The following is a 15063-nucleotide window of genomic DNA, read 5'->3' as shown; positions in this document are numbered from 1 at the left end:
TTACCTTGCGTCAAAAGGATGCGGGGGGACGGCCATTGACCAAAGGGGGTCACTATGCAAGGGGATGTTCAACGTCGAACGGCGCAAGGGTTGCCCAGCGACGACGGGTTCATTCAGATCGAACTGTCCAAACAGCCGGTGCCGTATCATATCGTCCGGTGCTTCGAGGACCATATCACGCCTGAGGACAGCCGGTCGCTGGCTCTGTCCTCCTGCTGGCTGGCATGCCGGTGCACCGATGTCATGCGCGGGCGGCTGGCCCCGTCGATGCTGCAGCGCAACCTGACAGCGAACTGTCTGACCAAACTGGAAACGATGTCGCACCTGCTGGAGAACCATATGCAGAATCACCGGGAGCTCAGGGAGCAATTCTGCTTCCTGCCGGTGGTGCCCCACCAGATCCTCGGCATGTTCGTCAGTCCCGGCACGCTGGAGCTGACCGCCCATCTGACCATCGGACGCACCCACTACTGGGCGAACCTGGTGTTCAAGCGCGTGGGCAGCCGATGGATGTGCACGCTGGCCGATGTGGGCTGAGCGGCCGGCGGCGTGCCGATTCGGCACCGCCGTGCGCCGGCACTAAGATGAGAGTCATGTTGCGTGAATATGCCGTGGACCCCATCCGTGAAACCACCGAACAGGACACCATCTACTCGCTGCTCGCATTACGCGCGGCCCGCGACGCCGAGGACGTCGTCGCCCAGTGGCAGGACGAGGACACCCGTCGATGGCACGATGTCACCGCCGCGCAGATGCTGGAGCGTGTGCGTGCCGTGGCCAAGGGATTGATGGCGTTGGACGTGCGTCCGGGGAGCATGGTCGTCATCTATTCGCCGACCTGCTACGACTGGGGCGTCGTCGATTTCGCCTGCGCGGCCATCGGCGCGGTCAGTGTGCCGATCTATGAGACGGATTCCGCCAGGCAGGCCGAGAACATCGTCAACGACGTCGACCCGGTGATTGCGTTCGCCGGGGACGACGCGCACGCACACATCCTGGAGGATCTGTGCGGCGGTCGTGAAGGGTTCGGATACGTGTTCAACTTCCGCGCGGCCGGCGTGGACGCGGTCGTCGATTTCGGCGGGGCGGTCAGCGATGCCGAGCTGGACGAGGCCATCGCCCGCGTCAAGGCCGACGATCTGGCCACCATCGTGTACACGTCCGGTTCCACGGGGCGTCCGAAGGGCGCCATGCTCTCGCACCGGAACTTCACCCACATCGTGTATGCGGGATACGACGTGCTGGACGAGATGCTGTTCCAGCCCAGCCGCCTGCTGCTGTTCCTGCCGCTGGCGCATTGCTTCGCCCGGTACATCCAGTACGTGGCGATCGGCGCGAACGGCGTGGTGGGCTACATCCCCAACGCCGACCATCTGCTGGCCGATCTGAGGGGATTCAAGCCCACCTATCTGCTGGGGGTGCCGCGCGTGTTCGAGAAGGTCTACAACGCCGCCTCGCAGAAGGCCGGTGCTGGTATCCGCGGACGGATCTTCGCCAAGGCCGTGGCACATTTCACCCAATGGTCCAAGGACGAGATGGCCGGCAGGCCGCATCCCGTGGCCGAACGGCTGCAGCATGCGTTCTACATGAAGGTCGTCGGCGCCTCGGTGCGATCGGCGCTGGGACCCAACCTCAAGTACCTGGCGTGCGGCGGCGCCCCGATGAACGCCGACCTGGCGCATTTCTTCAACGGCATGGACGGCATCACCTTCATCCAGGGCTATGGCATGACCGAGACGGCGGCGCCTTGCGTGGTCAATTTCGAGGATGCGAACCGTGTCGGCTCGGCCGGCAAGCCCGGTCCCGGCATCGCGCTGAAGCTCGCCGATGACGACGAGGTGATGATCAAGGGGCCGAACGTGTTCCTCGGCTACTACAAGCAGCCCGAGCTCACCGCCGAGGTGCTTGAGGAGGACGGCTGGCTGCACAGCGGCGACCTGGGCCGCATCGACGATGACGGCTTCCTCTACATCACCGGACGCAAGAAGGACATCATCATCACGGCGGGCGGCAAGAACATCAGCCCCGCGCCGATGGAGGACATCATCAACACCTGCCCGATCGTGGCACATACCGTCATCGTCGGGGACAACAAGCCCTTCGTCGCCGCGTTGATCGCGCTGGACGACGAGATGCTGGCCAGCTGGCTGCAGGGGCAGGGGCTGGATACGGCGATGGACCATGAGCAGATCGTGCGCAACGATGCGGTGCGCGCCTATATCCAGCAGTTCGTGGACCACGCCAACGCCAATGTCTCCCGCGCCGAGTCGGTGCGCAAGTTCGTGATTCTGGACCACGACTTCAACCAGGCGGAGGGCACACTGACGCCGAGCATGAAGGTGGTGCGTCCCAAGGTGCTGCAGCGGTACGCGGATCTGATCGAGGACGTGCTGTACGCGCCGAAGAACCCCGTCCGCTCGCTGCCCGCCACGGTGCGCATCCTGGACAGGACCACCGAAACGGTTCGCCAGGCCTCGGAAAGCGTTCGCCAGGCCTCCGAGACCATGAGCCCGAAGATGCGCCAGGCCATCGACCAGGCCAAGACGAATATGTCAGATTCGCTTGCTAGCGTGTCCGAGAAGATTCGGCGTCAGCAGCCGGAGGACGGACAGCCCGACGCGGACGAGCCGTCCGTGCACGATGACGGGGCCGACGCCGCCATGCAGGATAACGACTGACACCGGGCATACCGGTCAATGCAGAAAAGAGGAATATCGTGGCGATTCGTGAGATTCGCGTGGTACCCGATCCCGTCCTGCGCACGCCGTGCGATCCGATCGGGACGATCACACCGGCTGTGCGCCGTCTGGTGCAGGATCTGCTGGACACGGTGGACAACCCCGGCAGGGCGGGCCTGTCGGCCAACCAGATCGGTGTGAACCTGCGCGCCTTCTCCTACAACATCGATGGCAAGATCGGGTATGTGCTCAACCCGGTGCTTGAGGAGACCCGCGGGGAACAATACGGCGATGAGGGGTGCCTGTCGCTGCCCGGTCTGTGGTACGGCACCAAGCGGGCCGACTACGCCCGTGTCCGCGGCATCGACCTGGACGGCAAGACCGTCGTGCTGGAAGGCACCGGTATCATGGGGCGCATGCTCCAGCATGAATGCGATCATCTGGACGGACACGTCTATATCGACCGGCTGGAGAAGGAGGAGCGCCGCAAGGCCTTGCGCATGATGCGCGGCAGCCGTTAAGCGCGACCCCGCCATCCATCGGATGGCGGGGCGTTGTGTTATTATCGAGCCTCGTGCGCCATCCGGCGAGTCCCGCGGTCGCAGGCGGGACGAGCCACCCAATATCGTCTACCGGCGCACACCAATTCGCGCCATGTCCGCGACGGCCTGTGTCGGTCGGTCCCCTCGGGGATTGCACGCAGGTGCGCATGGCCAGGCAAGAACCGACAATGAAAGGTAGTCATATCATGGCTCAGATCACGATGAGCGAAATGCTCAAGGCCGGCCTGCACTTCGGCCATCAGACCCGCCGCTGGAACCCGAAGATGAAGCAGTACATCCTCACCCAGCGCAACGGCATCCATATCATCAACCTGTTCAAGTCGCTCGACATGATCGACACTGCGTACGATTTCATCAAGCAGACCGTCGCTCACAACGGCACCGTGCTGTTCGTCGGCACCAAGAAGCAGGCGCAGGAGGCCGTGGCCAAGCAGGCGACCCGCGTGAACATGCCGTATGTCTCCGAGCGCTGGCTCGGCGGTATGCTGACCAACTTCCAGACCGTGTCCAAGCGTGTCGCCCGCCTCAAGGAACTTGAGGAGATGGACTTCAGCGACGTGCGCGGCTCCGGTCTGACCAAGAAGGAGCTGCTGCTGCTCGAGCGCGAGAAGGACAAGCTCGCCAAGCAGTTGGGCGGTATCCGCAACATGAACCGCACGCCGTCCGCCATGTTCGTCGTCGACATCAACAAGGAGTCGCTGGCCGTCGAGGAAGCCCACAAGCTGGGCATCCCGGTCATCGCGATCGTCGACACCAACACCGATCCGGAAGCCGTCGAGTACCCGATCCCGGCCAACGATGACGCCATCCGCGGCATCGAGCTGCTGACCAGCCTGATGGCCGACGCCGTGGCCGACGGTCTGCTCGAGCGTTCCGGCAAGGCCACCAAGGCCGAAGGCGAGTCCGAGCAGCCGATGGCCGAGTGGGAGAAGGAGCTCCTGGCTCAGGAGAACACCGCCGAGGCCCCCGCCGCTGACGCTCAGGGCGAAGAGACCAAGGCCGAGTGAGTTTCCCTTACGATGGGAGGTGCCAGCCTCCCATCGTGGAGTGAATCGAACAGTTTTAGAGGAGACAAACCAATGGCAGCAATCACTGCAGCTCTGATCAAGCAGGTGCGTGAAGAGACCGGCGCCGGCATGATGGACGTCAAGAAGGCCCTGACCGAGGCCGACGGCGACGTCGCTCGCGCCAAGGAGATCATCCGCGCCAAGGGCATCCAGGCCGCCGGCAAGCGCGAGGGCCGCAAGGCTCAGGAAGGCACCATCGCCTCCACCGTCGTCGAGTCCGCGAACGGCCAGACCGGTTACGCGGTCGAGCTGAACTCCGAGACCGACTTCGTGGCCAAGACCCCGAAGTTCGTGGAGTTCGCCGACACGGTGCTCGGCTACGCCGTCAAGGCCGATGCCGATTCCGCCGAGGCCCTGCTGGCGGGCGCCGCCGAGAACGGCACCGTCAAGGAGGCCGTCGAGGAGGCCGCCGCCCTGTTCGGCGAGCACGTCAAGGTCGGCCAGTTCGCCAAGATCACCGGCCCGCACGTGGAGATCTACGCCCACAAGAAGTCCGTCGAGATGCCGCCGAGCATCGTGGCCATGATCGCCACCGACGAGGCCGGCGCCGCCGTGGCCCACGAGGCCGCCCTGCAGATCTCCGCCATGGGCGCCCAGTGGCTCACCCGTGAGGATGTCCCGGCCGAGGTCGTGGAGTCCGAGCGCCGCGTGGCCACCGAGAAGTCTCTGGCCGAGGGCAAGCCGGAGAAGATCGTGCCGAAGATCGTCGAGGGCCGTCTCAACGCCTTCTACAAGGAGAACGTCCTGCTCGAGCAGGCGTTCGTCAAGGATCCGTCCAAGTCCGTCGGCGACCTGTTCAAGGAGGTCGGCGGCCAGGCGCTGGCATTCGCCCGCGTCGAGGTCGGCAAGGGCGAAGAGGCGTGAGCCGGTAGGCTGACACGCTGATACGCATCGGGGTCCGTGTCCGGTATGGGCACGGACCCTTTTCGTTTGCCCGGTGTGCGTGGTTCCGATCACCGGCGCAGTATGCTGGATTTTGGAGATACGTGCCCGATCAGAAAGGATCCGACCATGGCCAAGGTGGCGAGCGGCAATGTCCTGTGGAACCAGCGCAAGCGCAACTGGTGCCGCACCCCGTTCACGTTCACGGTCTACACGTTGACCGACCAGGAGCTGTCGATCAAAACCGGCGTGCTCAACCAGAAGTTCAACCTGATCAAGCTGTTCCGCATCGTCGACATCTCGGTCGAGCGCACGTTCCTGCAGCGGCTGTTCGGCATGTCCACGCTGGTGCTGAATACCCATGACAGCTCCTCCGGCGACGGCGTGGTCAAGCTGATCAACATCATCGACGGGTTCGGCGTGCGCGAGATCATGCAGGGGGCCGTGGACGACTCCCGCCGGATGAACGGCATGACCACCCGCGAGTTCATCGGGGGCGACTCCTTCGACGGCGCCCAGTCCGGATTCGATGGTGGGTTCGGCGGCATGGACGGCGATTTCGAAGGCGATATGGCCTGACGGGTGTCGGTATCCCACGTGTCGCGTTTTGCGGATAGGCTGGGATAACGGTAACTTCCGACGGAATCCAAGAAAGGATACCCGATGACAGGAGACGTCAGCGATAAACCCCGTAGGGTGCTTCTCAAACTTTCCGGCGAGGCTTTCGGCGGCGGCGCGGTGGGCATCGACACATCGGTGGTGCGCCGCATCGCCGAGGAGATCGTTCCCGCGGTGCAGCAGGGTGTGCAGGTGGCGATCGTGGTCGGCGGCGGCAACTTCTTCCGCGGCGCCGAACTGCAGCAGGCCGGCATCGACCGTTCCCGCGGCGATTACATGGGCATGCTGGGCACGGTGATGAACTGCCTGGCCCTGCAGGATTTCCTCGAGCAGGAGGGCCAGGCCACGCGCGTGCAGACCGCCATCACGATGGGCCAGGTGGCCGAGCCGTATATCCCGCTCAAGGCCATCCGCCATCTGGAGAAGGGCCGTGTAGTGATCTTCGGCGCCGGCGCCGGCATGCCGTATTTCTCCACCGACACCGTGTCCATCCAGCGTTCGCTGGAGATCCACTGCGATGAAGTGGTGATGGGTAAGAACGGCGTCGACGGCGTGTACACCGCGGATCCGCGTAAGGACCCGAACGCCAAGCGTTTCGCCACGCTGAGCTACAACCGCGCGCTGGTCGACAATCTGGCCGTCATGGACGCCTCGGCCCTGTCGATGGCGCGTGACAACAAGAAGCGCATCCGGGTGTTCGGTCTCGAAGGCGCCGGCAACGTCACCCGCGCCCTCCTCGGCGAGGAGATCGGCACGCTGGTGTCCACGGCGGAATCCACCGTCGTCGAGTGAGCGCGGACGATTCAGCATTCAACGAAGATTTCCCATTCATATCGAAGGAGAACACTATGGCAACCGTTATCGATCAGGCCAAGGAACAGATGAAGAAGTCCGTCGAGGCCACCAAGGAGAACTTCGCGGGCATCCGCACCGGCCGCGCGAACCCGGCGCTGCTCAACGGCATCACCGTCGACTACTACGGCAGCCCGACGCCGCTGAAGGCCGTGGCCTCCATCGGCGTGCCCGAACCGCGCACGCTGGCCGTGACCCCGTTCGACAAGTCGCAGGCCGCCGCCGTGGAGAAGGCCATCCGCGATTCGGATCTGGGCGTCAGCCCCAACCGTGACGGCAACGTGATCCGCGTCACGCTGCCGGAGCTGACCGAGGATCGCCGCAAGGAATACGTCAAGCTCGCCAAGACCAAGGCCGAGGACGGCAAGGTGGCGGTGCGCAACATCCGCCGCAAGACCAAGGAAGGCATCGACAAGGCCGTCAAGGACGGCGAGATGGGCGAGGACGAGGGCGATCGTCTGCTCAAGGAGCTTGACAAGGTCACCAAGCAGGTTTCCGACGAGATCGACGCGCTGCTGGAAGGCAAGCAGAGGGAGATCATGGAGGTCTGATCCTCCTGACACGGGAACGTCGGAGAAGGAACGGTATGGAACACCACGATCAGCGTGAGAAGGAAGCCGAGGAGGCCATCGCCTCGATCAACAAACGGACCGGGCGCAATATGCCCCAGGCCATCGCCACCGCCGCGGCATTGGTGGTGGTCATCCTCGCGTGCCTGCTGATCAGGATCGACCTGTTCGTCGTACTGATCGTGGTGTTCATGATGCTGGCCCTGTGGGAGCTGCGCGTCGACTTCGCCACCGCCGGCCTGCACATCCCGGTGGTGACGCTGTGGCTGTGCTCGGCGGCCACGCTGCTGGCCACCTATTACTCGCCGCACCACATCATGACGCTGGCCCTGTGCATCATGGGCATGCTGCTGCTGGTGGCGCTGTCGGCCACCATGAAGCTCAGCCTCGGCAACCGCCTGTCGCTGGCCGTGGCGGACAAGCTCTCGCATACCGATGCCGGCGCCCGTCTGGAATCCTCCTTCAACCACGAACGGGGGGAACACAACCACAGCAGGCTCAGCCATGTGGCGGTGTCGCTGTTCACCGTGCTGTACATCCCGCTGCTGGCCGGGTGCCTGATCATCCCGCTGACCTTCGGCGGGCATCCGGTGGCCCACGCCATCATGCTGGTGTTCCTGCCGGCCCTGAGCGATACCGGCGGCCTGTTCGCCGGCGCATGGCTGGGCAAGCACAAGCTCTCGCCGCGCATCTCGCCGAAGAAATCAGTCGAAGGACTGGTCGGCTCGATGCTCTTCGCCATGGTCGGGGCGTTCGCGGTCTTCGCCTGCACGTATGACGGCGCCACCTGGGCCACGCGATGGTGGGTGCCGATCGTCATGGGCGTCATGGTCGGTCTGGTCGGCACCCTCGGCGACCTGTGCGCGTCCATGCTCAAGCGGGATATCGGCATCAAGGACATGGGCCATCTGCTCAAGGGCCACGGCGGCGTGATGGACCGCGTCGACTCGATCCTGATCAGCGCGCCGTTCATCGCCATCCTGCTATGGGCGGCCGGCCTGTAGCAGACTGCCCCCCCCGATGCATCGCCCCGGATCATTCCGGGGCTTTTGCTATTGATAGGTAAGGTAGCGATACGCAAGCAACAGCGGAGACAGATGGATATGACACAGTTGGAGGACATGCCGGAAACCGGCATCACGCCGGGCGGCACCACCGGGGCGTTCCGGGATGTGCTGGCCAAGGACCATGCCCGACGAGGCAAACCGCCGGTCCATTTCGCCGATATGACGCCCGAGGAGCGCATCGCCAGGGCGGGGGAGCTGGGGCTGCCGAAGTTCCGCGTCAAGCAGCTGGCCAACCATTATTACGGGCATTTCGATGTCAACGCCGCGGAGTTCACCGATTTTCCGGCGTCCAAGCGGGACGAGGCCGCAGCGGCGTTCTTTCCGACCCTGATCACCGAGGTCACGCGTCAGGTGGCGGATGAGGGCATGACCGTCAAGACGTTGTGGCGTCTGTTCGACGGTTCGCTGATCGAATCCGTGCTCATGCGGTACCCCAACCGCACCACCCTGTGCATCTCCAGCCAGGTCGGCTGCGGCATGGGCTGCCCGTTCTGCGCCACCGGCAAACTCGGTCTGACCCGCAATATGTCGGCCGGCGAGATCGTCGAACAGGTGCGTGTGGCGGCCAAGGCCATGCGGGACGGCGACATTGCCGGCGGGCCGGGCAGGCTCAGCAACATCGTGTTCATGGGCATGGGCGAGCCGATGGGCAACTACAGGTCCGTGCTGAGCGCCGTTCGGCAGATCAGCGCGATGCCTCCGGAGGGGTTCGGCATCTCCGCGCGCAACATCACGGTGTCCACGGTGGGCGTGGTGCCCGGCATCCGCAGACTCGCCGAGGAGGGCATCCCCGTCCGGCTCGCCGTCTCCCTGCACGCCCCGAGCGACGAGCTGCGCGACGAGCTGGTGCCGATGAACAAACGGTTCAACACCACGCAGGTGCTCGACGCCGCGCACGACTACTTCCTGGCGTCCAAGCGGCGCGTCAGCATCGAATACGCGCTGATGCGCGGCATCAACGACCAGGCCGAGCACGCCCGGCTGCTGGCCAAGCGCCTGAACCACTACGGCGACGACTGGGCCCATGTCAACCCGATCCCCCTGAACCCGATCGAAGGCTCGCGCTGGACGGCGTCCAAGCCGGAGGACGAGCAGCGGTTCCTGGAGATCCTGCACGCCGCCGGCGTCACCGCCACCCTGCGCGACACCCGCGGCCAGGACATCGACGGCGCCTGCGGCCAGCTGGCCGCCAAGGAACAGCCGGGCGGCGAGACCGGGTCCCGGGGCTGAGACGATCGGCGGCGGGACCCACGCGGCGCCGCGGAACGCATTCCGCCTGACGGAACATGCGACGGCGTCCCGCCGCCGAACGGCTACCCTTGGGTGTGCCGGCGGGCATCCCGCCGCATGGCTGCAGTTATGGTTGCGGGCGTGGCCCACACGGGCATGTTCCACACAGAGAGCGAGGAAACAGATGTCATTGGCCGTACGAGTCATCCCCTGCCTGGATGTCGATGCTGGACGCGTGGTCAAGGGCGTGCATTTCGAGAACCTGCGCGATGCCGGCGACCCGGTGGAACTGGCGGCCGAATACTATCGGCAGGGTGCCGACGAGCTGACGTTCCTGGACGTCACCGCATCCAGCTCGAACCGCCAGACCACGTATGACATCGTCACCCGGACCGCCGAGGAGCTGTTCATCCCGCTGACGGTGGGCGGCGGCGTCCGATCCGCGGAGGATGTGGACCGTCTGCTGCGGTGCGGCGCCGACAAGGTGGGTGTCAACACCGCGGCGATCAACGACCCCGGCCTGATCGAACGTATCGCGGACCGTTTCGGCAGCCAAGTGCTGGTGCTGTCCGTGGACGCGCGCCGTGAACGGGGGGAGCGGCATACGCAATCCGGTTTCGAGGTCACCACGATGGGCGGCCGTAAATCCACCGGCATCGATGCGATCTGGTGGGTCAAGCGGGCCGAGGAGCTGGGCGCGGGAGAGATCCTGCTCAACTCGATGGATGCCGACGGCACCGAGAACGGGTTCGACCTGGAGATGATCCGTGCCGTCCGCCGGGAGGTCTCGATCCCGATCATCGCCTCCGGCGGTGCGGGCAAAGTGGAGGATTTCCCGCCGGCCGTGGAGGCCGGGGCCGACGCCGTGCTGGCCGCCTCCGTGTTCCACTACGGCAAGATGACGATCGGCGACGTGAAGGACGCGCTGCGGGCCGCCGGATACACCGTCCGCTGACCGAACCGATACGAACCAAGGAGATTTCCGATGCATCCCACCGAACGGTACGATAACGACGTCACATTGGATCCGCGCATCGCGGATCGGCTCAAGCACGATGACAAGGGGCTGGTCGCGGCCGTCATCCAGCAGTACGACACCCATGAGGTGCTGATGGTCGGCTATATGGACGACGAGGCGCTGCGCCGCACGCTGACTTCGGGGCGCGTGACCTTCTGGTCCCGTTCCCGCCAGGAATACTGGCGCAAGGGCGATACCTCCGGACATGTGCAGTATGTGAAGTCGGTGGCGTTGGACTGCGACGGCGACGCGTTGCTGGTGCAGGTCGACCAGGTGGGCGCGGCCTGCCACACCGGCAAGCGCTCCTGCTTCGACGAAGGCGGCAGGCTTCCCGTGGTGGTGGGCGTGCGTCCGGAGGAACTGGATTCCGCGGACGGGATGACGGATGGCGAATGCTGACGGACCGCACCGGCGGTCTCACCATATGAGATAACCGGCCTGTCAGGGCTCTCCCGTAGCCGCATAGCAAGACGGTGGGGTGGTTTCAACACACGGGTTCGCTACAGTGTGCGGTACCCAACCACACAACCAAGGAGAACCCATGTCGGTACTTGACGAATTGGTGGCGGGTGCACTGCAGGATCAGCGTACCCGTGAACAGGCCATGCCATTGGACGCAGTGAAGCAGGCCGCGGCCGCGGCCCCCGCTCCGCTGGACGCCCGCCGATGGCTTCGTCATGCCGATGCCGTGCCCATCATCGCCGAGATCAAACGCGCCTCGCCGTCCAAGGGGCATCTGGCCGATATCCCCGATCCCGCGGCGTTGGCCGCCGAATACGAGCGCGGAGGCGCGGCGGCCATCTCGGTGCTGACCGAAGGGCGCCGGTTCCTCGGTTCGCTGGACGACCTCGACCGCGTGCGTGCCGCCGTTCATATCCCCGTGCTGCGCAAGGACTTCATCACCACCCCGTATCAGATCTGGGAGGCGCGGGCGCATGGCGCTGATATCGTGCTGCTGATCGTGGCGGCTCTGGACGATGCCACGCTGCGCGAGCTCCTGGACCTGACCCACGAACTCGGCATGACGGCGCTGGTGGAGACCCACACCGCCGAGGAGATCGAACGCGCGGTGCAGGCGGGCGCCGCCGTCATCGGCATCAACGCGCGCAATCTCAAGGACCTGTCCGTCAACGTGGGCAACTACCGGGAACTGGCCGCGGCGCTGCCGCCGGACGTCATCAAGGTGGCGGAATCCGGCGTGTTCGGCCCGGTGGAGCTGGAGGACTACGCCCGCGCCGGTGCGGATGCCGTGCTGGTGGGCGAGGGCGTGGCCACCGCCGAACGTCATGCTCTGGCCGTCGAGCGGCTGGTGGAGGCCGGCAGGCGTGTGAAGGTGTCGGAACGCCGTCCGCTGGCGGAGCATAACGGCCCGTATTTCGGCCGGTTCGGCGGCCGGTTCGTGCCCGAGGCCCTGATCCACGCGTTGACCGAACTCGAACAGGTATACGACGAGGCCAAGGCCGATCCCGCGTTCCGCGAGGAGTTCGACCGCCTCAACCGGCTGTACGTCGGACGGCCCTCGCCGCTGACCGAGGTGCCGCGGTTCGCGCAGCGGCTCAACGAACGCGTCGGCATCAACGCGCGCGTGTTCCTCAAGCGCGAGGATCTGAACCATACCGGCGCCCACAAGATCAACAACGCACTCGGCCAGGCCCTGCTGGTCAAGCGCATGGGCAAGACCCGCGTGATCGCGGAGACCGGCGCCGGCCAGCACGGTGTGGCCACGGCCACGGTCTGCGCGTTGCTCGGGCTCAAGTGCCGTGTCTACATGGGTGAGGTGGACGCCCGCCGCCAGGCGTTGAACGTGGCCCGCATGAGACTGCTCGGCGCCGAGGTGGTGGAGGTCAAGCTCGGCTCCCGCATTCTCAAGGACGCCATCAACGAGGCGCTGCGCGATTGGGTCACCAACGTGGAGACCACCCACTACCTGCTCGGCACCGTGGCCGGACCGCACCCGTTCCCGACCATCGTCCGCGATTTCCAGAAGATCATCGGCGAGGAGGCCAAGGAGCAGCTGCGCAGCGAGTACGGCATCGACCATCCCGACGCCATCTGCGCCTGCGTGGGCGGCGGCTCCAACGCCATCGGCATCATGAACGCCTTCCTGGACGACGAGCGCGTGCGTCTGTACGGCTATGAGGCCGGCGGCCACGGCCCCGAATCCGGCGAGCACGCCATACGCTTCGCTCCGGGCACAGGGCAGATCGGCCTGTTCCAGGGGGCCAAGTCCTATCTGCTGGAGAACGAGGAAGGCCAGACCCTGGACACCTACTCCATCTCCGCCGGATTGGACTACGCCTCGGTGGGCCCCGAACACGCATGGCTCAAGGAGATCGGCCGCGTGACCTACGACTACGCCACCGACGACGAGGCCATGAACGCCTTCAAGGACCTGTGCGAAACCGAAGGCATCATCCCCGCCATCGAAAGCTCCCACGCCGTGGCCGGCGCCTACAAGGCGGCCGCCGACCTCAAGGCGCGGGGGATCGACGAGCCGGTGATGATCGTGAACCTCTCCGGACGCGGGGACAAGGACGTGGCCACGGCCGGACGCTGGTTCGGCTACCTGACCGATGAACAGAGCAAGGCGCTGGACGCCAACGGCGCGCACGGCAACGCCGTCAGCGAGTGAGACAGAGGTGAACATGATGACTCAGACAACAGCACGGACCACCGCTCCACAGCCGTTGGGCCTCAGCCGCCGCCCCAGCCCCAGCGAGGCCATGTTCGACGCGTTCCGCGCGCAGGACCGTCCCGCCTTCATCGGCTATATGCCGTACGGGTTCCCGGATTCCGAAACCACCCATGACGCGCTGCGCACGATGGTCACGCATGGCGTCGACGCGGTGGAGATCGGCCTGCCCTACACCGATCCGGTGATGGACGGCCCGGTTATCCAGGCCGCCTCGCAGGTGGCGTTGGACAACGGCGAGCGCATGGCCGGCGTGTTCCGTGCGGTGGAAACCGTGGCGAACGCCGGCGGCGTGCCGCTGATCATGAGCTACTGGAACGTGGTCTTCCATTACGGGGTGGAACGGTTCGCGCACGATCTGGCGAACGCCGGCGGCGCCGGCATCATCACGCCGGATCTGATCCCCGACGAGGCCGGCGAATGGATCGAGGCCTCGCAGCGGCACGGACTGGACCGGATCTTCCTGGTGTCCCCGGATTCCAGCGACGAGCGTCTGGCGAACGCCGCGCGCAACGCGAGGGGCTTCATCTACGCGGCCTCGCGCATGGGCGTCACGGGGGAGCGGGATACGCTCTCGTCGTCCCCCGAGGTACTGGTCGAGCGCACACGCCGCGCCGGGGCGCGGAACGTCTGCGTGGGCATCGGCGTCTCGACCCCCGAGCAGGCGCGCACCGTGGGCCGCTACGCCGACGGTGTGATCGTCGGCTCGGCGTTGGTGCACACCCTGCTGGACGATACCGGCCGCGCCGCGCGCGATGTGCGCGAAGGCCTGTCCGCTCTGGCGGCCAAGGTCGAATCGTTGGCCGAGGGCGTGCATAACGCCCGTCGCTGAGCGGTTCCGTACTACTATCGGGGACTATGACACTAGCATCGATACCTTCGCCGTCGATCTCCACCTTCGAGATCGGCCCGTTGACCATACACCTCTACGCGTTGTGCATCCTGTCGGGCATCATCGCCGCCGTGGCCATCACCACGGCGCGGTGGAAAAGGGTCGGCGGCGACTTCGACCAGATCCTCGACATCGCCATCGTCTCGGTGCTGGCGGGTATCGTCGGCGCGCGCGTCTACCACATCGTCACCACGCCCGAACGGTTCTTCGGCCCCGACGGCGATCCGATGGAGATGATACGCATCTGGAACGGCGGCCTGGGCATCTGGGGCGGCATCCTGTTCGGCGCGTTGGCCGCCTGGGGCTGGTGCCGGCACAAGCACTACCCGATGGCGCTGCTGGCCGATGCCGTGGCCCCGGCGCTGCTGGTGGCCCAGGCCATCGGGCGTCTGGGCAACTGGTTCAACCAGGAGCTCTACGGCGGCCAGACCACGCTGCCGTGGGGGCTCCAAATCGACGGATCCGATGCGCTGTACCACCCGACGTTCCTATACGAGCTGATCTGGAACCTGATCGGGGCGGCACTCATCATCTGGATCGGCCGCAGGGCCTCGGCCGTGCTCAAGGCCGGTTCACTGCTGACGATCTATGTGATGTGGTACACGGCCGGACGCACCTGGATCGAGGCGCTGCGCATCGATTACGCCCATACCTTCCTCGGTGTGCGGATCAATGTGTGGGTGTCCATCGCGGTGTTCGTCTGCGGCGTCATCGCATTCGTCGCCGTGCAGAGGATCGGATCCGCCCCCGAATCACTGCGGGAGCGTCTGGCCGCGGTCACCGCGTCCGAACAGGCTATGCAGGGCGAACGGACCCGGCATCCGGCGTCAGGCGAGGCGTCCGACGCATCCGAACCGGCCGAACCGGAGTCGTCCGCGTCGTCCGAGCCGTCCGAATCGTCGGCGGATCCGGAACATTCGGACAATGTTGCATGA

The 15063-nt window shown here is 65.5% G+C and carries 15 protein-coding genes; all 15 read left to right on the top strand.

The features are described from left to right. Window positions 1-54: 54 nt before the first annotated feature. The 15 genes from BIGA_RS00950 to lgt all read left to right on the top strand — a co-directional run bounded on the left by BIGA_RS00950 (window position 55) and on the right by lgt (window position 15063). Window positions 55-537: a hypothetical protein gene (locus tag BIGA_RS00950; protein ID WP_152595949.1), complete on the top strand. Its 483-nt coding sequence runs from the start codon at window positions 55-57 to the stop codon at window positions 535-537. Window positions 538-593: 56 nt separating this feature from the next. Beyond that, window positions 594-2678: an AMP-dependent synthetase/ligase gene (locus BIGA_RS00945; protein WP_033505734.1), complete on the top strand. Its 2085-nt coding sequence runs from the start codon at window positions 594-596 to the stop codon at window positions 2676-2678. A gap of 38 nt (window positions 2679-2716) precedes the next feature. Then, window positions 2717-3199: a peptide deformylase gene (locus tag BIGA_RS00940; RefSeq protein ID WP_033505732.1), complete on the top strand. Its 483-nt coding sequence runs from the start codon at window positions 2717-2719 to the stop codon at window positions 3197-3199. Between the two features lie 227 nt (window positions 3200-3426). Continuing rightward, a complete protein-coding gene (rpsB, locus tag BIGA_RS00935) occupies window positions 3427-4248 on the top strand; it encodes a 30S ribosomal protein S2 (protein WP_033505730.1) in 822 nt (273 codons plus the stop codon). Between the two features lie 72 nt (window positions 4249-4320). Further along, the gene (tsf, locus tag BIGA_RS00930) at window positions 4321-5172 is read left to right on the top strand and encodes a translation elongation factor Ts (RefSeq protein ID WP_033505729.1); all 852 of its coding nucleotides are present in this window, start codon (window positions 4321-4323) and stop codon (window positions 5170-5172) included. Between the two features lie 147 nt (window positions 5173-5319). Further along, entirely contained in the window at window positions 5320-5769 is a 450-nt protein-coding gene (locus BIGA_RS00925) for a PH domain-containing protein (protein ID WP_033505727.1), read from the top strand. Window positions 5770-5853: 84 nt separating this feature from the next. Further along, entirely contained in the window at window positions 5854-6600 is a 747-nt protein-coding gene (gene pyrH / locus BIGA_RS00920) for a UMP kinase (protein WP_033505725.1), read from the top strand. Between the two features lie 56 nt (window positions 6601-6656). Continuing rightward, a complete protein-coding gene (gene frr / locus BIGA_RS00915) occupies window positions 6657-7211 on the top strand; it encodes a ribosome recycling factor (protein WP_033505724.1) in 555 nt (184 codons plus the stop codon). A 35-nt stretch (window positions 7212-7246) separates the two neighbouring features. Next, entirely contained in the window at window positions 7247-8233 is a 987-nt protein-coding gene (locus BIGA_RS00910) for a phosphatidate cytidylyltransferase (RefSeq protein WP_033505722.1), read from the top strand. 99 nt (window positions 8234-8332) lie between these two features. Then, window positions 8333-9526, top strand: coding sequence for a 23S rRNA (adenine(2503)-C(2))-methyltransferase RlmN (gene rlmN, locus BIGA_RS00905; protein ID WP_033505914.1), 1194 nt, complete (start codon window positions 8333-8335; stop codon window positions 9524-9526). A gap of 184 nt (window positions 9527-9710) precedes the next feature. Then, a complete protein-coding gene (hisF, locus tag BIGA_RS00900) occupies window positions 9711-10481 on the top strand; it encodes an imidazole glycerol phosphate synthase subunit HisF (protein WP_033505720.1) in 771 nt (256 codons plus the stop codon). Between the two features lie 30 nt (window positions 10482-10511). Then, the gene (hisI, locus tag BIGA_RS00895) at window positions 10512-10943 is read left to right on the top strand and encodes a phosphoribosyl-AMP cyclohydrolase (protein ID WP_033505718.1); all 432 of its coding nucleotides are present in this window, start codon (window positions 10512-10514) and stop codon (window positions 10941-10943) included. 142 nt (window positions 10944-11085) lie between these two features. Next, on the top strand, window positions 11086-13176 hold the full coding sequence (locus BIGA_RS00890; protein WP_033505716.1) for a bifunctional indole-3-glycerol phosphate synthase/tryptophan synthase subunit beta: 2091 nt from the start codon (window positions 11086-11088) through the stop codon (window positions 13174-13176). A 16-nt stretch (window positions 13177-13192) separates the two neighbouring features. Continuing rightward, window positions 13193-14068 carry a tryptophan synthase subunit alpha gene (trpA, locus tag BIGA_RS00885; RefSeq protein WP_033505714.1) on the top strand — a complete coding sequence of 292 codons (876 nt, stop codon included), beginning with the start codon at window positions 13193-13195 and terminating at the stop codon, window positions 14066-14068. A 26-nt stretch (window positions 14069-14094) separates the two neighbouring features. Continuing rightward, window positions 14095-15063, top strand: coding sequence for a prolipoprotein diacylglyceryl transferase (lgt, locus tag BIGA_RS00880; protein WP_033505713.1), 969 nt, complete (start codon window positions 14095-14097; stop codon window positions 15061-15063).

Source organism: Bifidobacterium pullorum subsp. gallinarum, from assembly GCF_000741215.1.
GTDB classification, from domain to species: domain Bacteria; phylum Actinomycetota; class Actinomycetes; order Actinomycetales; family Bifidobacteriaceae; genus Bifidobacterium; species Bifidobacterium pullorum_B.
This window is presented reverse-complemented; position numbering and strand designations above follow the sequence as displayed.